The sequence below is a fragment of the Streptomyces sp. NPDC005202 genome (assembly GCF_040608235.1).
Taxonomy (GTDB): Bacteria; Actinomycetota; Actinomycetes; order Streptomycetales; family Streptomycetaceae; genus Streptomyces.
In genome coordinates this window covers 30075-53806 of record NZ_JBEXHW010000022.1, presented here as the reverse complement: position 1 = coordinate 53806, position 23732 = coordinate 30075, and the positions used below count along the sequence as shown (strand labels likewise).

Here is a 23732-nt window from a genome sequence, read left to right as displayed (position 1 = left end):
CCGTTCAGCTACCCCTATCCGGAGTGGCACGCCAATGTGCGCGCCACCCGGCACATCAGCCGTGAGCAGGCCGACGCCGACAGCACACCCGGCGTGCCCGGCGGGTACGGCACGACGAGCGGCGGGCAGCCCGGCGCCAGGACCGGCGTCAAGCCGGGCAGCCACGACGCGGGCCAGGAGGCCGGATACCCGGACACCATCGCGGGCAGCGAGCCCAGTCCCGACGAGGGGACGAGCGCCGGTGGCACCGCGGCGCTCCCCCACCGGCGCGCTCGGCGCGATGCCGGGCGCACGGATCGGCGCGTCCGCAGCGGGGCCGGCCTGCCGGTCGGGCCCCGCCCGACGGGTCATGATCCCCCGTGGCGATACTGGAAGCGCACGCCGTCGTCCCCGCCCGCAGCTTGACTCATGTCGAATTCCTCCTCCCCCCGTCCCGCAACTCCGCACACGGTGTGGCTGGCCCGCGGCCGCCATGCCGGACCGGCCGCGGAGGACGTCGTAAGGCGCCACCTGGAGAAACTCAAGGCCGACGACGTCCTTCAGGACCATCTGGAACCGCAGGATCATCTGGAACCGGAGGACGGCGAGGGCGCCGCGGAGCGGGTCTTCGAGGCCCGCTGGCAGGTGGCCGAGCAGGTGACCGTACGCGCCCGGCTGGCGCTGTCGCCCGGCCGCGGCTCGGGGGACGGGCGGCAGTGGGTGCTGGTGGCGGAGGCGGAGCGGCCCTGGGATCCGCAGTGGCCTTCTCCCGCGGCCATGTTCTGGCCACAGGAGCCCGACGCCGGCTGGAACCACGAAGCCGTCACGGGGCTGCGCTTCGGGGACAGCAACCCCCTCCCGGACGACGACAAGGCGCTCCGGCGCGTCCTGCGGCACGCGGTGCGGGACACCTGGAGCATCCACGTCGTCGTCCACGAGGCCATGACCCCCGACGAGCGCGGCCGCCGTCCGCTGGTGCGGCTGCTGCCGCCGGGCCTGCGGCACCGCGTGGTGGAGCACCGCGCCGCGCCGCACCGGATCAGGGCCGTCAACTGGGCGCTGGAGGAGTTCGGGGCCGAGGTGCCCCGCGGCGGCGCCGTCGTCCTGCCCGGCAGCCCAGCGGCGCCCGGCTACGACCCGCAGGAGTTCTCCGTGCGCAGCGTCTTCCTGGACGGCACGGAGCCGACGGAACTCCTCGACGCGGTGACGCGTTTCGCCGCGCTGCCCAGGCCCCTCCCGGACGGTGCCGGCGAGGCCCTCACCGCGCTGCGGGAACAGTGGCACCTGACGACCGTCGAGGAGGAGCTCGCCCGGGCGCGCGAGCTCGTGGCGATGTACGCGGAGGCCCTCGAGGCCATGACGAAGTCCCGGGACCTGTACCGGGAGGCGGCCGAGCGTGCCCATGAGGCCCTCGCCGCGTACCGCGAGGCCGAGGCCGAAGGCCTCCTCCCCGGCAGGAAGCAGGCCCGCACGTCGGTGGGGTCGCCCTTCCAGCAGCTGGCGCGCGGCCTGGAACGGTTCAAGGGCACCGCCCTGTCCCTGCGCCCCGGCGCCACCCCTGATCCCGCCACGGAGGCCGACGGGGCCTCCTCGGACGGTGCCGCCTCCCCGCCCCACGGGTCCCGGGGCTGAGCCCGGTCAGCTCGCGCCCGGAGGGCGCGGGACGTGTCCGCTCGGAGCGCCGGGACGTGTCAGGCGCCGCAGCCTGGATACGGAGGACCGGCGGGCGGGGCCGAACTCGCGATGGTAGTGGTCAGTCCGTCGGAGAACTCGCGACGGTCGTGGTCAGTCCGTCGGTCGCGGCGGCGGATGCCGCTCCGCCAGCTGAACCATCAGCAGCAGGAGCAGGGCCGCCAGCGACGCCAGCGACGCGCACACCGCGGTGGTGCCGGCGCTCCAGGGGGGAGCCACCGTGATGTTCAGGGCCCGGGCCAGCGCCGCCGAGGGGAACCTGCTTTCCCACCACCCGGCCGCCGCCAGCGCCGCCGGCAGCACCGCCCCCCAGACCAGCACCGCGACGGTGGCCCGCAGAGCGAGCACGAGAGCGAGCGCCACGCACAGTCCCGACACGGCGAGGGTGACCCCGTAGGCGCCGGGGGACGTGCCCTCCCGCCGCACCGGGAAGTAGGCCGTTCCGCAGACCACGAGGGCGGCCGCGGCGAGCCAACTCGGCCAGAAGACGGTCCTTCCGGGCCGATCGTCTCCAGGTGAGCCGCCGGACGGTTCGCTTCCGCGCTCGTGGGGCTCGTCGACGGGCGGCGGGGGCAGAGCGCCGGAGCCGAAGGTGAGACCGGCAACGCTCCCGATCGCCGCCCCGTCCACGATGGTTATCAGCTCGCACCCGGCCCCGTACGGCCGGTCGTGCCGCTCCCGGGCCTCCCGGGCCAGCCGCCCGATCAGCTCCACGAGCTCTTCGACGGGCCGGCCGGTGGCGGCCGCCCGGGCCGCTTCCCGACCGCAGTGCGGCTGCAGCGGTGCCCGGTGGAGCAGCACCATCAGACGCGTCACGTCCTCGGGACAGCGGCTCCCGACCGCCGCGCGGATCGTGTCGTCCGCGCTGTCGGCCGGACGCGGCGGCCGGGTCAGCTCGGCGACCAGACGGGCCACGTCCTCCACGGGACGGTCCACTGCGACCGCGCGCAGGACGTGGACGACGGCATCCGCGTACTCCGGCGACTCCTCCAGCAGGGTGACGAGCCGGACGATCTCCTCCAGGGGCCGGGCGCTGACGGCGGCCTGCACCAGGCCACGGACCGGATCGCCGTCCGAGCGCTCGGCCTCTCCTCCGCCCACGACCTCTGACGGCGGTTCGGCGGAGTGGATCTCCTTGGTGAAGGCGATGACGGACTGGTTCGACTGGGGTGGTGAAGAGCGGATGGTCATCCTGGGCTCCATGGGGTGGTGCGGCCGCTCCTGCGCCTCCGAAGCGCGACACGCGATTTACCCTGACCATTACTAAGGCCCCCTCGGACGCCGCGCCACTCGGGTGAGGCACAGGGATGACATCACCCGGGCGGCGCGTTCGGGCCGGCTCGCAACGCCGCACGGCTGCTCCTCCGTCAGGCGGCCATAGGGACGCGGCAACCGGGAATCCGACAAAGGGCAGGTGTCTTCCGGCAACACGGAAAGAGGAGGAGCGAACTGTGGACTCCACCGCGAAGGTGCTCCTCGTCGCCGCTGTCCTCGCGGCCGGCGTGCTCGCCGTGGCCGTGGGCCTGCTGGTGCGGCTGGTCCGTGCCCGGCAGGATCTGCGACGCGCCGGGCTTCCCACGGGACCGCGCTGGGTCTTCTGGGGTGCCGTCCTCTACCTCGTCCTGCCGACCGACCTGTTGCCCGACCCGGTGTACCTGGACGACATCGGCGTCCTGCTCCTCGCCCTGCGCACGCTGCACGGCGCGGTCGACGAACAGAGGCCCGCACCGGCGCGCCGGCCCTCGCGTTTCGGCCGCCGCGGAGGCCAAGACGCCACTGATTACGCTCCGTGAGGAAACCATTCACCCGTTCGATTCGTATTAAGTCTCGGAAAACCGAATCACGTCAGCGGGACAAGCGACGCCGCGGAGTGAGAACCGCTTGATCGCGGCTGCACCGACAGGGAGAGACGATGCAACCGTTCGCGCTCAACTATGCACGTGCGGCAGTGGAATTGGAGGTCACCACTCCATACGTCTACGACTCCGGACTGCAGTTGAACGTGCTCCTCGACGGGCGGATCGCCGCATCCGACCATGCCCTTCTGCGGGAACTGGGCACCACGACGTCCACGGCGGGCTCCAAGACGCACTTCGACGACTGAACACGGCCGGCAACGATGACCGTACTGATCCTCACCGGCGAGGAGGACGTGACGGCGGACATGGTGGTCATGCACCTGAACGCCTCCGGAGTTCCGGTGGTCCGGCTCGACCCGGCCGACCTGACCGCGGGCGTCGCGCTCTCGGGCGAGTACGTGCACGGCTCCTTCCGCGGCCACCTGTCGTCCGGGGGCCGGCTGGTGAGCATGAGCGGCCTGCGGTCCGTCTGGGTCCGCCGGCCCGGAGTCCCGGCGGCACGGGCGGCCCAGCCCTCGGCATGGCTCACCGAGGAGTCCTCGCAGGCGCTCTATGGCATGCTGCGCAGCTCCGGTGCGCGCTGGATGAACCATCCCGACGCGGCTCACCGCGCACGCCACAAGCCCTGGCAGCTGCGGCTCGCCCAGCGCAGCGGCCTGCCCGTGCCCGCCACGCTGATCACGACCTTCCCGCAGGCCGCCCGGGACTTCGCGGAGCGCTTCCCGGACCTGGTGGTCAAGCCGGTCTCCGGCGTGCACCCGCAGGAACCGCCCATGGCTGTGCCGACCAGCCGCGTCGCGCCGGACACGGACTTCGGCGCGGTCGCCTACGGCCCCACCCTGCTGCAACGACGGATCGTCAAGCGCGCCGACATCCGCCTGACCGTCGTCGGCGACACGCTGCTGACCGCCCGCAAGGCGGCCCCGGCGGACGCGGATCCCGACGAGGTGGACGTCCGCTTCGCCTCGTCCGCCACGCTGTGGCAGCCGGCCGAGGTCCCGCCCCGCGTCGCCACGGCCGTGCGCGCCTACATACAGGGGGCCGAACTGGCCTACGGTGCTTTCGACTTCGCGGAGGACGCCGACGGGACCTGGTGGTTCCTGGAGTGCAACCAGTCGGGTCAGTTCGGATTCGTCGAGGTGGAGACCGGCCAGCCGATCGCCCGCACCATAGCGGAGTGGCTGGCCCGCCCCGATCCGCAGGAACCCGAGCACGCCAACGGCAGGCGCACCGTGGCTCCTTGATCCGGTGGTCCGCCCGAGCACGTCCGTGGCCAATTCGTGAGCGACGACCGTCCGTCGCGTCGGCACTCCGTGCCACGGACGGCCCCTGCCCGCGTGTGTTCCGAGGGGTCATACGGCCAGCGGCAGGCCGTTGTCCCCGTCGGTGTCCGTCGCGACGTCCGCCATGCGTCCGGACGCGAGCAGCAGGGCGTCCGCCTTGGCGATCGCGTCGTGGATGCTGGTGGTCCCCATCATGACGCACAAGGTGTAACTGACGTCCTCCAGCTCCCGAGCCGTCTCGGCCCTCTCCCTCTCGGCCTGAGCGATCTTCAGCGATGCGTACCGAGTCAGCAACGTCCTGACGACCTTCGGGTCCGGAACCAGCACGGAGCGCCCCTCTCTCGATTTTTTGCTCCGTATGCCCCAGGCACGCCGTGCCATGCATGCCGACCGCCTCGGGGCGCACAATTGACGAAATTCAGTCGATATCTGATGGGTTCGCCACTGATCGACACCAGGGGCCCGCCGGTTCTCACCGACCGCGGTCCTCGGATCCGAGCCGCGCCGCGGCGCGGCGCTCCCCAGCGGTCATGCCGCCCCAGACGCCGTCGTACTCGCCGTTGCGCAGGGCCCAGGCCCGACACTCACGCAGCACGGGACACCTGTGGCACACCGCGCGGGCCTGTGCTATCTGCCGCAACGACAGGCCGCTCTCCCCGAGCGGGAAGAACAGCTCGGGGTCCTCGAAACGGCAGGCTCCGCGCTCGCGCCAGTTCATGGCCGGATCCCAGCCGCATCGGGCGTGCGGATCACCTCACGGCGGCACCACGCGCCGCGCTCGATCCGTTGGGTAACGCTCACCGGGGCCTCCGCTGAACACTCGGCCGCACATGTCCGGGCAGCTCCCGTCTGCGGCCTCACGGCGCCGCACGACCCGGCAGAGGTATCCGCAATATAGGTGCTTTTCGGGCCTTCAGCCAAGATTGGGCTGAATAGCACGCATTACGAGCACAGGAGCACACACCTCCCATGCGACTTCTCCCGGCGGGCGGCCTCGCGCTGCGAGAGCGGCTCGGCAACGGAATCTTCGTCCGGGTGGCGGGTCCGGACGGCCCCGAGAGGCGTGCCCGCATCCATGGCACCCCCGGCCCCCGCTGGTTCGGCCCCGAGCGCCCCATCAGGCGGGTGCACGGTGACGCCTCCATGTTCATCGGAGGTCTGTCGGCCCTGCTGATCCAGTCCCTCCATCCGCTCGCCATGGCCGCCGTGGCCGCGCACTCGGGATTCCGGGGTGATCCCTGGGGAAGGCTGCAGCGGACCAGCGCCTTCCTGGCGGTCACCACCTACGGCCCGGCCGAGAGCGCCCGGGAGGCCTGCGACCGGGTCGGGGCCGTCCACGCGACGGTACGCGGCAAAACGTCCGAGGGGCAGGCGTACCACGCCGCGGACCCCCACCTGCTGTGCTGGGTGCACGTCGCGGAGGTCGACAGTTTCCTGCGGGCCCACCAGCGCTACGGTGCACATCCGCTGGACGACGAGGGCTGCGACGCGTATGTGGCGGACATGGCGCACATCGCCGCCGCGCTCGGCGTCCCGGACCCTCCGACGAACCGCGGCGAACTGGCCGAGCGGCTGGCCGCCTACCGCGGCGAGCTGCGCGCGACCAGGCAGGCGCGCAGCGCGGCGCGCTTCCTGCTACTGAACCCGCCTGTACCGCTTCTGGCGCGCGTCCCGTACGGCGTCATCGCCGCCAATGCCGTCTCGCTCCTGCCCGCCTGGGCCTCGCGGGCGCTGTGGCTGCCCCGGGTCCCGCCGGCCGAGGCGCTGTGCGTACGACCGCTCGGCAGTGCGGTGACCTGCGGAATCCGCTGGGCGCTGGCCCCTGCGCGGCAGACGGCGTAGCCGAACGGGCGATCACCGCGGCCTGGAAGTGCGGGGGTCACTCACCGAGCGCGTCGGCCAGTTCCGTCGTGGCCTGGGCGATCTCGCTGTCCTGCTCCGCCAGCAGCGTATGCAGCGCACCGCGCCGGGCCCGGACGGCCTGACGCGCCCGCCGCTCCCACACCACGGGGTTCTCGCGGTGGTTGAGGAGCTTGGGATAGACGGCGGCGACGCTCTCCCACTGCCGGGCGTCGGCGATGTTCTTGAGCAACTGGATGATCTGTGGCCGGCAGGTCACGTGGGGCAGCTGGGCGAGCTCCCACAGGAACGGAACCGTGGCAGCGGTCGCCTGCTCCACGACGAAACCGTACTGGCAGATGCGTTGGCGCAGATCGTCCAGGGCGGCTCGCGCGGTCTCGGTGTCACCCCAGGCCACGCTGTTGAGCAGCAGGGGGATGGCGGCTGCGGAGCCGGTGGAATCCCTGATGTCGCGCCAGGGCACCTGTCCCAGCGCCGCGAGAGGCGTGGTGCTGGCCACGCCGGTCGACGGCGTCTCGTGATCGGTGCGCTGTGTACTCGGCTGCTCCGTCGGTGCGGTGCGCATGGCGTCGGGCCTTTCCGCGGCGGCCATGTCAGTGGGGAGGGCAGGTCGACAATTTCGCCCAGACGGTCTTGCCCACGGGAGGTCTCGGGGCCCAGCCCCATTCCTCCGCCAGGGCGTCGATGATGCACAGGCCCCGGCCGTGCTCCAGAAGGTCGGAGCCCGCAGTGGGCGCGGACACGGGACGGCTGTCACAGGGGTCGGAGACGGTGAGCACCAGATGAGCGGCGCCGAGGGCGAGGCCGAGCCACACATCCGCCTCGCCCGCCGGAGCACACGGCACCGCATGCCTTGCGGCGTTGGTGGCGAGCTCGGTGACGACGACGGCGGCATCGTCTCCACGGTGGTTGAGCGACCAGCGGCGCAGCGTCTCGCGTGTGAACTCCCGGGCCCGGGCGAAGCCCTCCCGGCCGCACTCGATCCGCAGCGCGGCGGACGCGAGCGCGCTGGTGACCACGTCCGGCTCCCGGGAGGACGCGGTTCTCAGCGTGGCGGCCCGCGCCCCTGCAACCCCGTCGGGCACAACGAGCTCGTTCGCCCACGAGGCGACTGCACTCGACGATCCGAGCTCCCGGCTCGCAGGTGAGGGCACGGCATCTCCCTGATGCAAGGTCACCGAACGGCGCCCACCGAGGAGTTGACGCCACAGCTATTATCCACGCTGACAGCGCCCGCGTGCAATTGCACGCGAAATTTCCCGTGAAAGTGCGCGGGAGTGGGAAGGTCCGAAGCGAAGCGGTCCGGTCCTTCCCGGACAGTCGGGCACATCGCACGACGGAACGTGAACAGCAAGGAGACAGCGGTGCCACCAGTGCAGAACGGAGTGCGGGCCAGCTCGTTGGACGCCCGCTGGATCAAGAGCCGGCGCAGCAACGCCGAAGGCAACTGCGTGGAAGTCGCCGCTCTGGTCGACGGAGACATCGCGGTGCGCAACTCCCGTGACCCCGACGGCCCCGCGCTGGTCTACACCCCGGCGGAGGTCGCAGCGTTCCTGGCGGGCGCGAAGGAGGGCGAGTTCGACCATCTGCTGTGAAGCGGAAGGCAACTCCCCGACTTGTGCGGGCGGATGCGGTCCGTGGCGGCGCAGTGCGATAGTGTAACTCTCAAGTCTGCCCGGCCTACTGGGAGTCAGGATGTCCGCCGAGTCGCATCGCATCTCCCGTCTCGAACCCTATCTGGATCGTCCCGAACCGGCCCCGACACTGCTGAAGATGCTGGTCGGAGTCCAGCTGGCGGGCTTCCGCGAGGATGCCGGCCTGTCCCAGGAACAAGCGGCACGCGAACTCGGGTTCAGCGCCGCGAAGCTCTCGCGCATCGAGTCGGGCAAGGGCCGACGGCCTCCGGCGGAGACGGACGTCCGCGCACTGCTGCAGCTCTACGGCACCGATGAGTACGAGTCCTCGGTCCTCCTCAAGCTGCTGCAGCGCGCGGGCGAGCCCGGATGGTGGCAGCGCTACGACAAGCGGTTGATGCCCCAGTGGTTCGACCGGCTGGTCGGACTGCAGGAGGCGGCCGCCGCGATCCGGACCTTCGAGATCCAGTACGTTCCCGGTCTGCTGCAGACCCCGGCGTACACCCGGGCTGTGGTGGAACGAGGACTGCCCACGGCGTCCGCCGGCGAGGTGCAGCGTCGGGTGGAACTGCGCACCCGGCGGGCCCAGTTGCTGCTGCGACCGGATGCCCCGCAACTATGGGCGGTCATCGACGAGTCGGTCCTGCTGCGTGTCCTGGGCAGCCGTGCGGTCATGCGTGAGCAGCTCGCCCACCTCGTCGACATGGCACAACGCCCCCACGTGACAGTGCAGATCGTGCCGTTGGACGTGACGAACGCGTCCGCGCCCGCCATCCCGATCACGTATCTCCGTTTCGGCGGGCTCGACCTTCCCGACGTCGTCTACCTCGAGCACATCAAGAGCGCCAACTTCCTCGAGGACCGCGACGAGACGGAGGAGTACCGGATCGCTCTGGACAGGCTGGCCGACGAGGCCCTGACGCCCCAGGAGTCCCTGGCGTTGCTGCGCAAGACGATGGAGGACCGCTACTCCGCACTCTGAGTGCGTCGCCGCCGAGGCCTCGTCGCCTGCGGGACGCACAGACGCGAACGCCCCTCACGGAACCACCGTTCCCGGAGGGGCGTTCTTCCAGCGGCTGGATCCTTAGCGAATCAAGCCCACGCCACCGAACTCGACCCACTCGTGGGTGAGCTGACGGGGAGCCACCTCGGTGTCGGGCCGCCAGGTGGACACCTCGACGAGGCCCGGCTCGAGGATCTCGAGGCCCTCGAACCACTCGGCGACGTCCTTCTCCTGGCGCACCCGGCCCCAGTGGCCCTGCGTGGCCTGGTCCATGAAGTTGGTGACGAAGTCGCGCACCTCGGGGTCCTCGCTGACCAGTTGGCACATGAGCATGAGGCTGCCGGGCGCGAGTCGTTCGCGGACGCGGCGGGCCACCGCGAGGGGCCCGTCGGTGTCGCTGTCCGGGATGCAGTGGAACACCGAGTTGAACAGCACGGCCACCGGCTGCGAGAAGTCGATCAGGCGCTGGGTGTCCGGGTGCGAGAAGATCTCGTCGGTCTGCCGCAGGTCTGCGTGGATGACGGCGGTGCGTTCGTCCTGCTGCAGCAGCGCCCGGCCGTGGACCAGCACCATGGGGTCGTTGTCCACGTAGACCACGTGCGTGGTGGGGTCGATGCGCTGCGCGACCTGGTGGACGTTGTCCTGGGTGGGCAGCCCGGATCCGTGATCGAGGAACTGCCGGATCCCGTACTCCTGCGCGAGCGTCCTGACGGCCCGCTGCAGGAAGCGCCGGTTGTTCAGTGCGAGTCGGCGGGTGCTGGGGACGACCTTGTCGAGTTCCTCGCACGCCGCCCGGTCGGCCGCGTAGTTGTCCTTGCCGCCCAAGTAGTAGTCGTACATACGCGCGGCCGTCGGCACGTTCTCATCGATGTTCGTGGACAGCTGCTTCTCCGTGTGCATCGTTCCCCCAGAATCACAGACTCCACCGCGCCAACTGGGCTGGCCTGTCAGAGAGTACATCCTAGGGAACCCGCGTTTGCCCGAACCAGTCCACGAATGAACGACAGCCGGCGCCTCCTGCGCCGTCCGCCCCGATCGTCACCAATTCTTCACTTGTCCGAACCCATCAACAGCACGGTTCGGAGCACCCGCACACTGTGTCGGCCGAGGGGGACGCCGTGGTCGTTGTCGCTGTTCTGTTGCTGCCGCTCGTGTCCGTTCTGCTGCTGGTCATGGACCGGATAGAGGAGCGCGTGTTCGATCCCGCTCCGGTGCGGCGTCGTCATGCCGCACACCGCAGGCATCTCCGTCTCATCCCGGGCGTCCGCCGGGACACCGGGGCCGACGCGGTCCCGGCCGCGGCCGGGACGGCCGAAGGGGCCGCGGGAGAGCAGCACCGGGCCGCCTGAGCCGCCGATCCCCCGAGCGTCGGGGCGTGCGGCCCCGTGTTCCGGCAGGGGCTTGCTCGATCACCCGGTTTCTGTGGCACGCTCGGCCACGACCGGCCTCCGGGACCCGGTCGTCCCCTGTTCGGCACAGTGGAGAGGCGGCGGCATGCGCATCGGACTGCTCGGCACCGGCCCCTGGGCGCAGTTGGTCCACGCTCCCGCCCTGAGCGGGCACGGCGAACTGGACTTCGCCGGCGTGTGGGGGCGCCGCACGGCCGCCGCCAAGGAACTGGCGGGACGTCACGGCACACGCGCCTACGACGACGTCGACGCACTGCTGGCCGACGTGGACGCGGTCGCCGTCGCCCTCCCGCCGGACGTCCAGGCCGACCTGGCGGTGCGCGCCGCACGAGCCCGGTGCCACCTGCTGCTCGACAAACCGCTCGCGGTGACCGTGCCCCAAGGGCGTGCCGTGGTCGAGGCCGTCCGCGCGGCCGGCGTGGCCTCGGTGGTCTTCTTCACCAGCCGCTTCCACCCCGAGCCGAAGGCCTGGATCGCCGAACAGGCGGGCAGGGAGGGCTGGTTCACCGCGCGGGCGCAGTGGCTCGGCGCGGTGTTCACCGGCGACAGCCCGTTCGCAGCCTCGCCGTGGCGGCGGGAGAGGGGCGCCCTGTGGGATGTCGGTCCGCACGCCCTGTCGGTGCTGCTGCCGGTCCTGGGCGACGTGCGACGCGTGGCGGCCGCGGCTCACGGCCCCGGGGACACCGTTCATGTGGTCCTCACCCACGTCGGCGGCGCCTCGAGCACTCTGACCCTGAGCCTCACCGCTCCGCCGGCGGCGGCAGGGGCCGACGTGGAGTTGCGGGGCGAGGCCGGGGTGACGCTCCTTCCGGAGAGCTCCGAGGGGGCGGTCCCCGCCTTCGTCCGAGCGGCGGACGCCCTGCTCGCCGCCGCCCGCACCGGGCGTCCGCACCCGTGCGACGCCACGTTCGGGCTGCGGGTCACCGAGATACTCGCGACGGCCGAGGCCCTGCTGGCCCGCAGCGCCGACTGAGCGAGGGCCTGTAGGCCGACCCGCCGTCCCCTCATCGGGGCGGACCGTCCGTGTGGTGGGAAGGTCAGCTGCCGGCGCTTCGGCGAGGCCCCGTGTGCTCGCGCAGCCGGGCGGCGGTTGGCGCGTTGCCCGGCGTCGACGCCGCCAGGCTGCTTAAGCGATCCTTAACGGCGGGTTAAGCGATGACCATCTCGAGCGGGGTTCTCAAGTCACCGCAGCTCAAAGGGATTTGGGCGCAGAGCACGCCGGTTGGCCCGCGTGCCGGTGATGCGTAGCATCGGGCCCCGGCAACGGCACCGAGAGCGCTCTCAGGCCGTGTTCGCCGCTGCCCTCACGCACGTCCGAGCACTTAGGAGACACCCCCCACATGGCACCCCGTCACCAGCGCACCCTCGGCCGCCGCAAGTTCCTCGTCGCTCTTTCCGGCGCGGCGGTGGCCGCGCCGGCCGTCGCCGCGATCGCTCCCCACGCCCTCGCGGGCACGCCCCCCGAGAAGAACGCGCCCAAGGCAGCGGGCGCGCTGCCGCTGACGATCGTCAACAACAGCGGCGCCTTCGACAACGCCTCCGTGCACGTGTACATCGTGGGCAACCAGGACGGCCGGCAGGTCCGGGTCACCCCCGACGGGACGCTCGCACCGATCGCCCTGTCGGACAACGGCGCCGACGGCTTCACCGACTACGCGATCAGCCTGGCCGGCGGCGGCGAGACCCAGCTGTCCCTGCCGTTCATGTCGGGCCGGATCTACGTGTCCCTGGGGCAGAAGCTGAAGTTCAAGGCCGTCACCGACGGCAACGGCAACGCCGCCCTGCAGTATCCGGCGGGCTGGGTGTCGTCGGACCCCAACTACCCGGTGCTGCACGACTGCGCCGAGTTCACGTACAACTCCTCGGGCATGTTCTGCAACACCACCATGGTCGACATGTTCAGCGTGCCGATGAGCATCCGCCTGACCGGCGCGAAGGACCAGACGACCGGGACCGTGCGCAGCGGCGGGCGGGCGGCCGCCTTCGCCGCCGTCCGGCAGGTCGAGGAGTTCGCGAAGCTGGTGGTGGACGACACGCGGATCATCGCCCCGGGCCACGGCCTGGACGCCGACCTGTTCGCCAAGGACTACTTCGCCCCGTACATCGACGAGGTGTGGAGCACGTACACCGGCAGGGACCTGAAGGTCACCACCAACGCGGGCACCTTCACCGGCCGGGTGCGCGGCGGGAGGCTCACCTTCGACGGGCCTGCCCAGGTCGCCTTCGACAAGCCCTCCACCCGCGACGTCCTGTTCTGCGACGGCGCCCTCGCCGCGCCCAACGACGGCACGACCGGCCCCGTCGCCGCGGTGCTGGGCGCCGGTTTCAACCGCTCGACGCTGCTCGCCGACGCCGCCCAGCCGGTGACCGACGCCTCGTCCTTCTACCGCACCGGCGTCACCAACCACTACGCCAAGGCGATGCACGCGGCCACCGAGGACGGCCGGGCGTACGGGTTCGCCTTCGACGACGTGGCGGACTTCGCCTCCTACATCCAGGACACGGCTCCCACCGGGATCCGGCTGACGCTCACGCCGTTCTAGCGGCCGCGGCGGGGCGGGGCTCGGCGTGCGCGACGGGTTCCGGCGTAGCAGTTTGGTGGTGTGGGAAAAGTTCCTGCCCTGTCGCCGCGCCGGGGCCCGGACCAGCGGGGCCCGGACCAGCGGGGCTGGCTACGGGGCGCCCCACCGCCCCGCTGGGTGCGGGTGCTGCCGGTCGCGCTCGTCGCGGCGGTGTGCGCGGCCGAGATCGTCAGCCCCGGCCCGCTCGACATCGGCTTCCTGCTGGGCGCCATCCCACCCCTGGCCGTGCTGTCGTACGGGCCGCTGGCGACCGCGCTCCTCGGCGGCCTCGTGGTCGCCCTGCTGACCGTACCGGCCCTACAGCTGAACCACCCTGGCGACACCGACCTGCTGACCATCTGCTTCGTCGCCGTCCTGAGCGTGTTCGTGTCCTTCGTGCGCAGCCGCCGCGACGCGCAGCTGGACCTGGAGCGCACGGTCGCCGAGGCCGCACAGCGTGCCGTCGTCCCGCCGGTCCCCGAGCGTGTCGGTCCGGTGCGCTGCGCGGGGCTGTACCGGGCCGCGCAGCGCGGGACGCTGGTCGGCGGGGACTTCTTCGACGTGCGCCTCAGCCCCCACGGCGTGCGGGCGGTCATGGGTGATGTGCAGGGGCACGGCCTGGCTGCGGTGTCCACCGTCGCCTCACTGCTGGGGGCCTTCCGGGAGGCGGTGCTCGACCGGCCGGACCTGGCGACGGTCGCGGCCGCCCTCGACCGCCGACTGGTGGTGGACGCGGAGGAGGTGCGGCACGCGGAGCTGTTCGCGACCGCCGTGCTGCTCGAGTTCTCCGGCGACGCGCGTGCGGTGCGGGTGATGGCCTGCGGCCATCCGCCTCCTGTGCTGCTGCGGGACGGGAAGGCCACGGAGGTCGAGGTCACGCCGTCAACGCCGCTCGGTCTCGGCCTCTCCGACAGCGCCCCGCAGGAGGACGGGGGCACCGTGCTGCTGCGGCCCGGAGACGTCCTGTTCCTCGCCTCCGACGGCGTCACCGAGGCCCGGGACGCCCACGGCGCGTTCTACCCCCTCCTCGACCGGCTGCCCCACCTGGCGCACGTCGACCCGGCCGTCCTGGCCGACCACGTTCTGGCCGACCTCCTCGCACACTGCGGGACCGTCCGCGACGACGTCACGATGCTCGTCCTCACACCCACCCCACCGGACGGCCACTGACCGCAGCCGGAGGCGGCCTGCGCCGCCGAAGCCGCCGCGGACAGGGCCCGCCGCCGTGCTCGCCCTCGGTGTCGCTGTGCGGCAGGATCCGGTCCAGCCGGCCGCGGAGCCCACCAGGCGTGCCGGCCCCGCCGGCCGCGTCCTGACGGCCGGAGCCGGTGATCTCCAGCGCGTAAGCGATCAGGGCCTCGGCATCCCCGCTACGACGGCGACGACGCGGCCGGTGATCAGGGGCAGCCGGGGACGCCCTTGTGATCGACCCGGCATCTCGGCCTCCCCGCGGCCGGAGTCAGCCGACGTCCCACAGGAACCGGTGCGTATGGATCCCGAAGTACGGGAACGACTGGACCTGCCGGACGCCCTCGATCGGGCGGACCACGTCGTTGACGAAGTCCAGCAGGTCCCTCGGCCCGGGGGTGACCACCTCGACGAACAGGTCGAAGCCGCCGGAGGTCAAAACCGAGTACACCACTTCGGCGCGCTCGGCCAGTTCGTCGGCGACCGCGCGTGGATCGCCGTCCACGCCGATGCCGAGCAGTGCCATGGCCTGCCCGCCCATGGCCATCGGGTCGGTCACGCCGACGACCTGAACGACCTTGGAATCCAGCAGCCGTTGGAGTCGCTGGCGGGCCGCGGAGGCGGACAGGCCGACCTTGGGGCCGAGGTTTGCGTACGCGATGCGCCCGTCGGTCTGCAGTTCGCGCAGGATGGCCCGGTCGATCTCGTCCACGTGCGTCGTTCTCCCTTTCCGGCCGGCTCGCCCCAGCCCAGCCGTGTCTTTCAGCCGGCCAGTTCGGCCAGGGCGGCGGCGAAGACCTCGGTGTGCGTGTCGACGTCCTGCTCGGTGGTGTCGGGGCACATCAGGGCCATGTTGTGGAACGGGGTCAGCAGGATGCCCCGATTGGCGAGATACAGGTGGAGGAAGTCCTCGAGCTCCGCGTCGGCGGCAGCCGCGGACTCCGTGCCGGTGCGCGGCGCGGGGGCGGCGAAGCGGTACTCGGTGCGGGCGCCGAGCCGGCTCACCGACCACGGCAGCGCGTGGGCTTCGATGCCGGCCCGCACCCCGGCCTCGAAGCGTTCGGACAGCTTCGCCATGCGGGCGAACGCCTCGTCGGTGAGGACGTGTTCCAGCGTGGCCCGCATCGCGGCGACCGACAGCGCGTTGCCCGCGAGGGTGCCGCCGACGCCGCCCATGTCCACCAGGTCCAGGTCGTCGCGACCAAGGAGCCGGTCGGCGAGGTCGGCGGACAGGCCGTAGGCGCCGGCCGGCATGCCGCCGCCGATCGCCTTGCCGATGGTCAGCAGGTCCGGCTCCAGGTCCCAGGCCGCGGTGCAGCCGCCCGGTCCGGCGGAGAAGGTGTGCGTCTCGTCGTTGATGAGAAGGGTGCCGTACTCCCTGGTCAGGGCGCGTACGCCGGACAGGTAGCCGGGTTCGGGCAGCACGATGCCGATGTTGGTGAGCGCCGGTTCCATGAGGACGGCGGCGACGTCGCCGTGGGCGAGTTCGCGCTCCAGCTGCGCCAGGTCGTTGAACTCCGCGACCCGGCTGGTCAGGGTGACGTCGCAGGGGGCACCGACGTTGCCGGGGCGGGCGGTGCCATGACCGTCCGGGCCGGTGACGATGAGGGACTCGTCGACGCTGCCGTGGTAGCAGTAACTGTTCACGAGGATCTTCGCGCGGCCGGTGACGGCCCGGGCGAGCCGGATCGCCCACCGGTTGGCGTCGGTCGCGGTCAGCGAGAAGCTCCAGCGGGCGAGCCCGAAGCGCCGGGTCAGTTCGGCGCCGACCCACTCGGCGTCCTCCGTGGGCAGCATCGCCGTCGCTCCCCCGAGCTCGGCGTACCGGCGTCGCACCGCCTCGGCCACCGCCGCGGGCGAGTGGCCTGCCATGGCGCCCGTGTCCCCCAGGCAGAAGTCGATGTACTCGTGTCCGTCGATGTCGGTGATCCGGGCGCCCCGGGCGGAGTCCAGGTAGCGGGGAAAAGCGCCGGCGGTCTTGTTCATCCAGGTCATCGGCACCCGGCCGAAGAGGTGCTCGGCACGGTCGTAAGCGGCCTTCGAGCGCGGGTTGCGCCGCTCGGCCTCGGCGGTCTCCCGGGTGAGCAGGTGCTGCAGGCGGGTGCGGTCCATTGGAATGTCCCGATGGTCGGCGGTGACGGAATAGCGGAAGCCTACGAGCGAAACAGCCCCGGCAGCAAGGTCTGGCTTCAGATTCAATCGTCACAACACCCGATTCGTGCGTCCGGGCCCGCCCGGAGTCCCCCACGAGCCGCCGCCCCCTTGCTGGGAGGTCGCGTCGGCCGTTCCATGGGTCGTATGCGTCCTTGCATCGCCGTCGCCGGGCCCGGGCAGGCCTCCGCGGAGGAGGCGGAGCCGGCCCGGCGGGTGGGGGAGCTCCTCGCGGGGCGGGGCGCGGTCGTGGTGTGCGGGGGCCTCGGCGGGGTCATGGAGGCGTGCGCGGAGGGCGTGCGGGCGGCGGGCGGTACGGTCGTCGGACTGCTGCCGGGCCAGGACCGCAGCGCCGGGAACCGGCACCTGAGCGTCGCGGTGGCGACCGGGCTGGGCGAACTGCGCAACGGCGTCCTCGTGAACACCTGCGATGCGCTGATCGCGGTGGGCGGAGGCTGGGGCACGCTCAGCGAGATCGCGCTGGCGCTGCGGGCGGGCAAGACGGTGGCACTGCTGGGCAGTTGGGCCCTTCCGGTCGCCCCGTCCGCCACCGCCGGGGGTCACGGTCCGATCGAGGTGGCCACGCCGGCCGAAGCCGTCGAGGCAGTGCTCCCGGATCTCTGACATCCCTCGAACACGGCGACGAGTCTCGAACGACCTGGACGGAAACGCCAGCCCAGGCCACCCCTTCCGCCCGATAGAAATATCTACCAGCATGCACATGCCGGGTGGGTGTGCAGCTGACGGTCCGCGCCCGGCTGCTTCCTTGCCTCATCCTGCCGACGGGCCGGCGGGCGACACCGGAGCGGAAATGACCAGTGCGATGTGGACCCTCGGCGTGGAGTGGCTGGCCGCGGCCGCGCCGGATCCCCGGGCGTGCAAACGGGCGTGGGATCAGGGAAGCGGCATCGCACTACTGGAGGCCGGCCGCTTCTGGGACGTGCTCAGCGTTCCCGACCAACTGGGCCTGCTCACCCTGGACATGCTGTGGCGTCCGTCCCTGCCGGTCCCGGGGCCGACGCTCGTGGACACGGCCGCCCACCGGGTCGGCTTCTTCCTGCCGCCCGACCCGGCCGGCCGGTGGATCGGGGCCGGGGTGCGCCACGCGAGCAGGGGGTCGTGGGTCGCCGTACCTCCGCCATACCGGCCCGCCCGGTTCCTGGAGTGGCTGGTCCCGCCCGACGGGACCAGCTCGTTGCACCAGCCGGCCACCCTGGAGCTGGCGCTCCGCCAGGCCAACGGGACGCTCGCCGTGCTGGCGCCGCTGCGTGGCGCGTGACGGGTGGGACGGCCCGTCCCGCCGCCCGTCCTTCGGCAACGAGTCGCGCGTGGATCGGCGGACCCACCAACGAGGCGCCGACGACCCTGCCGGTCTCCTGACGGCTGATCAACTGATCGAGTGTGCAACGCAATTCAGACACTCGGCACAGAAACGAACAGAGACCGGGCAGTTTCGCAGCGAAGTTCCCCTCCACCGTGCGAGACCGGTCAATGACAGCGTGTACTGTGCTGCGAGCACCTCATGAGAGGGCCGCGGACTCAGCCCTGCCCGACGTCTTCTGGAACCGACTCGATGATCGAAGTACCGGACCTGGTGACCGGTGGTCTCGCCGCCGGCACACTGTCCGCGCTCGTGCTCGGCGGCGGCCTGGTGCGCTCCCGCCGCCAACAGGCAGCCCAGCGCGACAGGATCGCCGCCCTGCGCTCCCAACTCAACGCCGTGCAAAAGGCGTTGAGCGACGAGGTCGAGCATTTGGCGGCACAGCGGATCCCGGCCGTCGCCCGGCAGTCGGCCCACCCGCACGTCGTCGTGCCGGGACCGCTGCAACCGCAGATCACCGGAACGCCGCTGGGCATCGCGCTGGAGAACGCGCTGGACGCGCTGCGCGCCGAGCTGGCCTCACAGCGCACCCGGATCGACGCCGCCGCCCAGGCCGGGATGCGCGGCGCCACGCGGGAGATCCAGGCCGCCCTGTACCGGCTGCAGGACGCCCTGCGCGGTCTCCAACAGCGGTACGACGACCCCGAGTTGGCGCAGACGCTGTTCGCGCTGGACCACGAGAACGAGCAGTCGCTGCGTCGGGCCCAGGTCGCCGCGGTGGTGTGCGGGGCCTGGGTCGGGCTGGCCCGCGAGGAGTCGCACCTGGTGGACGCCGTGACCGGCGGCCAGGCCCGGCTCGCCGGATATCACCGGGTGCAGGTCCACAACCACCTGGCAGCGGGCACCGCGCTCGTCTCCCACGCCGTCGAGCCTGTTGCGATCATCGTCGCCGAGCTCCTCGACAACGCCCTGCGGCACTCGGCGCCCGACACCGAGGTCGTGGTGAACCTCGAACACGTCCACCACGGCGTCTGCGTCACCGTCGACGACGCGGGCCTCGGCATGACACCGGACGAACGGGCGCGCGCTCAGCGGCTCGTGGCCGGTAGCGAGCCGATCCTGCTGACCGACCTCGGTGACCCGCCGCGCATGGGGTTCGCCGCGATCGGACAGCTCACCCGGCAGTTCGACCTCAGCGTCGACGTGTCCTCGCCCTCCCCCTACGGCGGCGTGCGCGCGGTCCTGCGCATCGACAGCCACCTCCTCAGCCGAATCGACCCGGCCGAGAAGCCCCCCGCGGCCAGTGCCCCGCGCTCGACACGCACGTCCGCCGCGCCGGGCGGGACCGCAGCGGCGCGCCGCGAGACCACCACCTCCGGCGAGACCGCTTCGGTACGTCACGAAGCCACCGCGCCGGGCGAGACCGCAGCGGCGCGCCGCAAGACCACCACGTCGGGCGGCACCTCCGTACACCGCGAGGCCCCCACGCCGGACCGGGACGACGCCGCGAGCAGTGAGCCCGCCGCGCACTCCTACGACAGGGGCCGGCACGACGAGGCGCAGCCCGCCGTACCGGGGCATCAGGCCCCGCTCGACGTCGGCGGCGGTCTGCCGCAGCGGCGCCGCCGCACGCGCCTCGCCGGCCCCACGGCCTCCACCCCGGCCCCGGCCGCCCCGCAGCCGTCGGCGCGCCGGCCGGAGGCGGCCGCGGCCGCGCTCGGCGCGCTGCAGTCCGGCACCGCGGCAGCGCGGTCCGGCGCCGACCACCCCGTACCGGAGCCCACACGTGAGCGGCACCGGGACGACACAGCAACACACGACAGCGATCAGAATCAGACCGATCAAGAAGGGGGAGCGGCTCGATGACCAGCCGCGAGGCAGGCGACACGGCATGGGTGCTGGAACCGATCCTGCAGGTGCCTCACGTCGTGGCCGCCGTCCTGCTCACCCGGGACGGGCTCGTCACCGGGTACACCGACGCGCTCTCGCAGCCCTCGGCCGAGCGGGTGGCCGCCATCACCAGCACCGTGCAGGGCGCGTGCCGGACCGCGGCGGCCGCGTTCGCCGACCGCGACCGGGCCGAGGTGCGGCAGGTCGTGATCGAGTCCGACCACGGCTACGTCCTGATCGTCCCGACCGACCACGGCACCTGCGTCGCCGCGTACGGGGACCCGGAGGTGCGCCTGGACCTGCTCGCGCACCGGGTCCACTCCCAGGTGGCGCGGCTGGGCGAGAAGGCGATGGCGGCCGCGCCCCGAGGAGCCGACGGCGGCGCACCGGCATGACCGGCCGCCGTGGCGGCCGTCCCCTGGTTCCCGCGTACCTGTCGACCGGCGGCGTGGCCCGGCCCAGCCGACCGCACCTGGAGCGGCTGTCGGTGCTCACCGGCAGCGGCGAGCCCGCGCCCGCCGACCTCCCGGCCGCCCACCTGGCCCTGCTGGAGACCCTGGACGGCGGCTCGCTGACGGTGGTGGAGGCGGCGGCGCTGCTCGCGCTGCCGGTCTCCGCGGTCCGCGTCCTGGCCGGCGATCTGATCGACCGGAACCTGGTGCTGGCCCGCGCACCGATCCCGCCCGCCGAACGGTTCGACCCCGACCTGCTGAAGAGAGTGGCCGATGGCCTGCGCGCCCTCAAGCACTAGTGGCATCCACCTGCCCGGCACCGCCCGCGACCTGGTGAAGATCCTGGTCGCGGGCCCCTTCGGGGTGGGCAAGACGACGCTCATCGACTCCGTCTCCGAGATCCGCCCGCTGCACACCGAGGAGCAGCTGTCCGAGGCGTCCGCACAGGTGGACGACCTTGCCGGGGTGCGGGAGAAGTCGACGACCACCGTCGCCATCGACTTCGGGCGCATCAGCCTGCCGGGCGGAATCGTGCTGTACCTGTTCGGCACGCCCGGGCAGGAGCGGTTCCGCTCGCTGTGGGACGACATCGCCTACGGGGCGCTCGGTGCGCTGGTCCTGGTCGACAGCCGCCGTATTGACGCCTCGTTCGACGTGCTCGGCCTGGTGGAGGAGACCGGGCTGCCGTACGCGGTCGCCTTCAACGCCTTCCCCGACGCGCCGCGCCACTACACGGAGGAGCAGCTGCGCGCGGCCCTGGACCTGGAGCCGACCACGCCGATGGTGACGTGCGACGCCCGGGACGCCAACTCCTCCATCGACGCGCTGCTCGCCCTGGTTCAGCACCTGATCGACCGCCCACCTTCGGAGAGCCGGTGACCACCTCCTCCCCCGCCCAGCAGGCCTTCTCCCTCTCGGCGCCCGTGCGGCTCTGGGAGGACGGCTTCGCGCTGGACCCGTACCGCTACTACGCCGCGCTGCGCGCCCAGGGCCCTGTCGGCTGGGCCGAGCTCGCGCCGGGCGTGCCCGCGTACGTCGTCACGGACCGGCGTGCCGCGCTGGACCTGCTGCACGACACCGAGACGTTCTCGCGCGACCCCCGGCCGTGGGAGTCCACCGTCGCCGACGACGCGCCGATCCTCGGCATGATGCGCTGGCGGCCCAACACCCTGTTCGCCGACGGAGCCGCCCACGTCCGCTACCGCACTTCGCTGATCGACACCTTCGACCGGGTGGAGCCGCACGACCTGCGGGCCCGGGTGCACCGGGCGGTGCACCAGCTGGTGAGCCGCATCGGGCCGCGGGGCGAGGCCGACCTGGTGGCCGACTTCGCGCGGCCGCTGATGGCGCTGGTGTTCAACAGCCTGTTCGGGCTGCCGGACAGCCAGAGCGACCGGCTGAACGCGGCGCTGGGCAAGATGATGGAAGGCGGCGCCCAGGCGGCCGAGGGCGAGGCGGAGTACGGCGGGTACGTGCTGGAACTGATCGCGGCCAAGGCGGAGCGGCGCGGCGACGACCTGCCGAGTTGGCTGCTGGACCATCCGGCGAAGCTGAGCCCGGAGGAGGTCACCTGGCAGGTGTTCCTCACCCTGGGCGCGGGCCACGAGCCGACGGCGAACCTGGTGTCCAACGCGCTGTCCCGCATCCTCGGCAATCCGGAGTACTACTCCACCCTCACCAGTGGCGCCCGCCCGGTGATGGACGCCGTGGTGGAGGTACTGCACCACGAGACGCCGCTGGCGAACTACGGCATCCACTACGCGCGTCGGCCGGTGACCTTCCACGGCGTGTGGATCAGGGCCGCGGTGCCGGTCGTCATCTCCTACGGCGCGCTCGCCCACTTCGCCGAGCAGGAGGTCACCGGCGGCCGCCACCCGAACGACGCCTCGCACCTGTCGTGGTCCGCGGGTCCGCACGCCTGCCCGGTCAAACAGCACACGTTGCTGATCGCCACCGAGGCCATCGAGCGGCTCACCCAGTGGCTGCCCGACCTGGAGCCGGTCCTGCCCCGCGAGCGGCTGACCTGGCGGCCCGGCCCGTTCCACCGCTCGCTGAGGTCCCTTCCCGTCCGGTTCAGCCCCCGCTCCCCCGACCAGCCAGGAGAGTTGCCGTGACCGTGACCGACCGCATCGCCCTTGACCCGTTCGGCGCCGACATACCCGCCGAGACCGCCCGGCTGCGCGCCCTCGGCCCGATCGTGCCCGTCGAGCTGCCCGGCGGCATCCCCGCCTGGGCGCCCACCGGCTATGACACCCTCAAGGAGCTGATCCTGAACCCCCAGGTCAGCAGGGACCCGAGGCTGCACTGGCGGCTGTGGCCCGAGATCGGCGACCACCCCTCGTGGGGCTGGATCCTGGGCTGGGTGGGTGTGGTGAACATGCTCTCCACGTACGGTCCCGACCACGCGCGGCTGCGCAAGCTCGTCGCGCCGAGCTTCACGCACCGGCGCACCGAGACCATGCGGCCGCGGGTGGAGGCGATCACGGCGGAGCTGCTGGACGCCCTGGCGGCCGCCGGTGCCGACGGGCAGGTGGTGGACGTGCGTCAGGGCTTCGCGCATCCGCTGCCCATGCGGATGATCTGCGAGCTGTTCGGGGTGCCCGACGCGTTGCAGGAGGACACCGGGCGGCTGGTCGCGGCCATCATGGACACCTCCGACCCGAGCCCGGAGCACGCCGCCTTCGTACAGGAGCAGATCGGCACGGTGCTGGGTGCGCTGATCGCCCACAAGCGCGAGCACCCCGGCGACGACATGACCACGGAGCTGATCCGGGTCCGGGACGAGGACGGCGACCGACTCGACGACGAGGAGTTGCTGTACACGTTGCTGCTGGTGATCGGGGCCGGCTTCGAGACCACGGTCAACCTCATCGGCAACGCGGTCGTCGCCCTGCTCAGGAACCCCGAGCAGCTGGCGGCGGTGCGCAGCGGGAAGATCGGCTGGGAGGCCGTCGTGGAGGAGACGCTGCGCGTGCACCCGTCCCTGGCTTCCCTGCCGCTGCGCTTCGCGGTGAGCGACCTCACCGTCGGCGACGTGACCATCCCGGCCGGGGACGCCATCATCACGACGTATGCGGCGGCGGGGCTGGATCCCGCGCACTACGGGCCCGACGCGGACGTCTTCGACGCCGCGCGCGGGGCCGACGACCACCTCGCGTTCGGCATCGGCGTGCACCGGTGCATCGGCGCGCCGCTCGCCCGCTTGGAGGCCCTGACCGCGCTGCCCGCTCTCTTCGACCGCTTCCCGGACCTGCGGCTGGCGGTCGGTGACGGCGAGCTGCGGCAGGTGCCGTCGTTCATCGCCTTCGGCTGGCAGGAGGTGCCGGTGCGGCTGGGCGGCTGAGCGCGGTCAGGCCGCGGGGGCGCACCCGAGCGGTGCAGAGTTCGTCGTGCCCGGGCGTCGCGCACGTGACGGTGCCGTGCCCGGGCGTCGCGCACGTGACGGTGCCG

At 72.2% G+C, this 23732-nt stretch carries 28 protein-coding genes; 19 read left to right on the top strand and 9 right to left on the bottom strand.

Annotated features, from left to right (window positions below):
- Nucleotides 1-36 precede the first annotated feature (36 nt).
- Nucleotides 37-405, top strand: coding sequence for a hypothetical protein (locus tag ABZV31_RS26375; RefSeq protein WP_355898465.1), 369 nt, complete (start codon nt 37-39; stop codon nt 403-405).
- Between the two features lie 3 nt (nt 406-408).
- A complete protein-coding gene (locus ABZV31_RS26370) occupies nt 409-1611 on the top strand; it encodes a hypothetical protein (RefSeq protein WP_355898462.1) in 1203 nt (400 codons plus the stop codon).
- Nucleotides 1612-1764: 153 nt separating this feature from the next.
- Here ABZV31_RS26370 and ABZV31_RS26365 read toward each other — a convergent pair whose 3' ends face one another.
- Complete coding sequence (locus ABZV31_RS26365; protein WP_355898459.1) at nt 1765-2862, bottom strand: hypothetical protein; 1098 nt, start codon at nt 2860-2862, stop codon at nt 1765-1767.
- 260 nt (nt 2863-3122) lie between these two features.
- Between ABZV31_RS26365 and ABZV31_RS26360 the strand changes: the two genes are divergently transcribed.
- The 3 genes from ABZV31_RS26360 (at nt 3123) to tgmB (ending at nt 4774) form a co-directional block, all read left to right on the top strand.
- The gene (locus tag ABZV31_RS26360) at nt 3123-3464 is read left to right on the top strand and encodes a YkvA family protein (protein ID WP_355898456.1); all 342 of its coding nucleotides are present in this window, start codon (nt 3123-3125) and stop codon (nt 3462-3464) included.
- A 119-nt stretch (nt 3465-3583) separates the two neighbouring features.
- Nucleotides 3584-3775: a putative ATP-grasp-modified RiPP gene (gene tgmA / locus ABZV31_RS26355; RefSeq protein ID WP_355898453.1), complete on the top strand. Its 192-nt coding sequence runs from the start codon at nt 3584-3586 to the stop codon at nt 3773-3775.
- A 15-nt stretch (nt 3776-3790) separates the two neighbouring features.
- On the top strand, nt 3791-4774 hold the full coding sequence (tgmB, locus tag ABZV31_RS26350) for an ATP-grasp ribosomal peptide maturase (protein WP_355898450.1): 984 nt from the start codon (nt 3791-3793) through the stop codon (nt 4772-4774).
- A 108-nt stretch (nt 4775-4882) separates the two neighbouring features.
- On the opposite strand, the gene ABZV31_RS26345 is transcribed toward tgmB, so the two are convergent.
- Nucleotides 4883-5140 (bottom strand): DUF5133 domain-containing protein, encoded by a 258-nt coding sequence (locus tag ABZV31_RS26345; RefSeq protein ID WP_355898447.1) that lies wholly within the window; start codon nt 5138-5140, stop codon nt 4883-4885.
- A gap of 145 nt (nt 5141-5285) precedes the next feature.
- Nucleotides 5286-5531, bottom strand: coding sequence for a WhiB family transcriptional regulator (locus ABZV31_RS26340; protein ID WP_355898444.1), 246 nt, complete (start codon nt 5529-5531; stop codon nt 5286-5288).
- 251 nt (nt 5532-5782) lie between these two features.
- Between ABZV31_RS26340 and ABZV31_RS26335 the strand changes: the two genes are divergently transcribed.
- Nucleotides 5783-6655, top strand: a complete 873-nt coding sequence (locus ABZV31_RS26335; protein ID WP_355898442.1) for an oxygenase MpaB family protein — start codon at nt 5783-5785, stop codon at nt 6653-6655.
- A gap of 37 nt (nt 6656-6692) precedes the next feature.
- On the opposite strand, the gene ABZV31_RS26330 is transcribed toward ABZV31_RS26335, so the two are convergent.
- Complete coding sequence (locus ABZV31_RS26330; protein WP_355898439.1) at nt 6693-7238, bottom strand: hypothetical protein; 546 nt, start codon at nt 7236-7238, stop codon at nt 6693-6695.
- Between the two features lie 28 nt (nt 7239-7266).
- A complete protein-coding gene (locus ABZV31_RS26325) occupies nt 7267-7722 on the bottom strand; it encodes an ATP-binding protein (RefSeq protein WP_355898591.1) in 456 nt (151 codons plus the stop codon).
- 315 nt (nt 7723-8037) lie between these two features.
- Here ABZV31_RS26325 and ABZV31_RS26320 point away from each other — a divergent pair, with 315 nt between their 5' ends.
- Both ABZV31_RS26320 and ABZV31_RS26315 read left to right on the top strand, forming a co-directional pair.
- Nucleotides 8038-8268 carry a DUF397 domain-containing protein gene (locus ABZV31_RS26320; protein WP_355898435.1) on the top strand — a complete coding sequence of 77 codons (231 nt, stop codon included), beginning with the start codon at nt 8038-8040 and terminating at the stop codon, nt 8266-8268.
- 100 nt (nt 8269-8368) lie between these two features.
- Nucleotides 8369-9289 carry a helix-turn-helix transcriptional regulator gene (locus ABZV31_RS26315; RefSeq protein WP_355898432.1) on the top strand — a complete coding sequence of 307 codons (921 nt, stop codon included), beginning with the start codon at nt 8369-8371 and terminating at the stop codon, nt 9287-9289.
- 102 nt (nt 9290-9391) lie between these two features.
- Here ABZV31_RS26315 and ABZV31_RS26310 read toward each other — a convergent pair whose 3' ends face one another.
- Together ABZV31_RS26310 and ABZV31_RS26305 are read right to left on the bottom strand one after the other, a co-directional pair.
- Nucleotides 9392-10210, bottom strand: coding sequence for an SAM-dependent methyltransferase (locus ABZV31_RS26310; RefSeq protein ID WP_355898430.1), 819 nt, complete (start codon nt 10208-10210; stop codon nt 9392-9394).
- Nucleotides 10211-10359: 149 nt separating this feature from the next.
- Nucleotides 10360-10647: a hypothetical protein gene (locus ABZV31_RS26305; protein WP_355898427.1), complete on the bottom strand. Its 288-nt coding sequence runs from the start codon at nt 10645-10647 to the stop codon at nt 10360-10362.
- 157 nt (nt 10648-10804) lie between these two features.
- On the opposite strand from ABZV31_RS26305, the gene ABZV31_RS26300 reads away from it, so the two are divergent.
- The 3 genes from ABZV31_RS26300 (at nt 10805) to ABZV31_RS26290 (ending at nt 14450) form a co-directional block, all read left to right on the top strand.
- A complete protein-coding gene (locus ABZV31_RS26300; RefSeq protein WP_355898424.1) occupies nt 10805-11692 on the top strand; it encodes a Gfo/Idh/MocA family oxidoreductase in 888 nt (295 codons plus the stop codon).
- Between the two features lie 367 nt (nt 11693-12059).
- Entirely contained in the window at nt 12060-13262 is a 1203-nt protein-coding gene (locus ABZV31_RS26295) for a glycoside hydrolase family 64 protein (RefSeq protein WP_355898422.1), read from the top strand.
- 60 nt (nt 13263-13322) lie between these two features.
- The gene (locus ABZV31_RS26290; protein WP_355898420.1) at nt 13323-14450 is read left to right on the top strand and encodes a PP2C family protein-serine/threonine phosphatase; all 1128 of its coding nucleotides are present in this window, start codon (nt 13323-13325) and stop codon (nt 14448-14450) included.
- Nucleotides 14451-14739: 289 nt separating this feature from the next.
- Here the strand turns inward: ABZV31_RS26290 and ABZV31_RS26285 are convergent, their stop codons facing one another.
- Nucleotides 14740-15180 carry an Lrp/AsnC family transcriptional regulator gene (locus ABZV31_RS26285; protein WP_355898417.1) on the bottom strand — a complete coding sequence of 147 codons (441 nt, stop codon included), beginning with the start codon at nt 15178-15180 and terminating at the stop codon, nt 14740-14742.
- A gap of 50 nt (nt 15181-15230) precedes the next feature.
- On the bottom strand, nt 15231-16580 hold the full coding sequence (locus tag ABZV31_RS26280) for a transaminase (RefSeq protein WP_355898415.1): 1350 nt from the start codon (nt 16578-16580) through the stop codon (nt 15231-15233).
- A 186-nt stretch (nt 16581-16766) separates the two neighbouring features.
- Here ABZV31_RS26280 and ABZV31_RS26275 point away from each other — a divergent pair, with 186 nt between their 5' ends.
- The 8 genes from ABZV31_RS26275 to ABZV31_RS26240 all read left to right on the top strand — a co-directional run bounded on the left by ABZV31_RS26275 (nt 16767) and on the right by ABZV31_RS26240 (nt 23625).
- Nucleotides 16767-17243, top strand: a complete 477-nt coding sequence (locus ABZV31_RS26275; protein WP_355898412.1) for a TIGR00725 family protein — start codon at nt 16767-16769, stop codon at nt 17241-17243.
- Between the two features lie 187 nt (nt 17244-17430).
- Nucleotides 17431-17898, top strand: coding sequence for a hypothetical protein (locus ABZV31_RS26270; RefSeq protein ID WP_355898409.1), 468 nt, complete (start codon nt 17431-17433; stop codon nt 17896-17898).
- Nucleotides 17899-18192: 294 nt separating this feature from the next.
- On the top strand, nt 18193-19806 hold the full coding sequence (locus ABZV31_RS26265; RefSeq protein ID WP_355898406.1) for an ATP-binding protein: 1614 nt from the start codon (nt 18193-18195) through the stop codon (nt 19804-19806).
- Nucleotides 19803-20225, top strand: coding sequence for a roadblock/LC7 domain-containing protein (locus ABZV31_RS26260; protein ID WP_355898403.1), 423 nt, complete (start codon nt 19803-19805; stop codon nt 20223-20225). The genes ABZV31_RS26265 and ABZV31_RS26260 overlap by 4 nt, the downstream gene beginning before the upstream one ends.
- A complete protein-coding gene (locus ABZV31_RS26255) occupies nt 20222-20581 on the top strand; it encodes a DUF742 domain-containing protein (RefSeq protein ID WP_355898401.1) in 360 nt (119 codons plus the stop codon). Before ABZV31_RS26260 ends, ABZV31_RS26255 begins: the two co-directional genes overlap by 4 nt.
- Nucleotides 20556-21161 (top strand): ATP/GTP-binding protein, encoded by a 606-nt coding sequence (locus ABZV31_RS26250; protein ID WP_355898398.1) that lies wholly within the window; start codon nt 20556-20558, stop codon nt 21159-21161. The genes ABZV31_RS26255 and ABZV31_RS26250 overlap by 26 nt, the downstream gene beginning before the upstream one ends.
- Nucleotides 21158-22396 (top strand): cytochrome P450, encoded by a 1239-nt coding sequence (locus tag ABZV31_RS26245; RefSeq protein WP_355898395.1) that lies wholly within the window; start codon nt 21158-21160, stop codon nt 22394-22396. Before ABZV31_RS26250 ends, ABZV31_RS26245 begins: the two co-directional genes overlap by 4 nt.
- Entirely contained in the window at nt 22393-23625 is a 1233-nt protein-coding gene (locus ABZV31_RS26240) for a cytochrome P450 (RefSeq protein WP_355898392.1), read from the top strand. The genes ABZV31_RS26245 and ABZV31_RS26240 overlap by 4 nt, the downstream gene beginning before the upstream one ends.
- Nucleotides 23626-23732 lie beyond the last annotated feature (107 nt).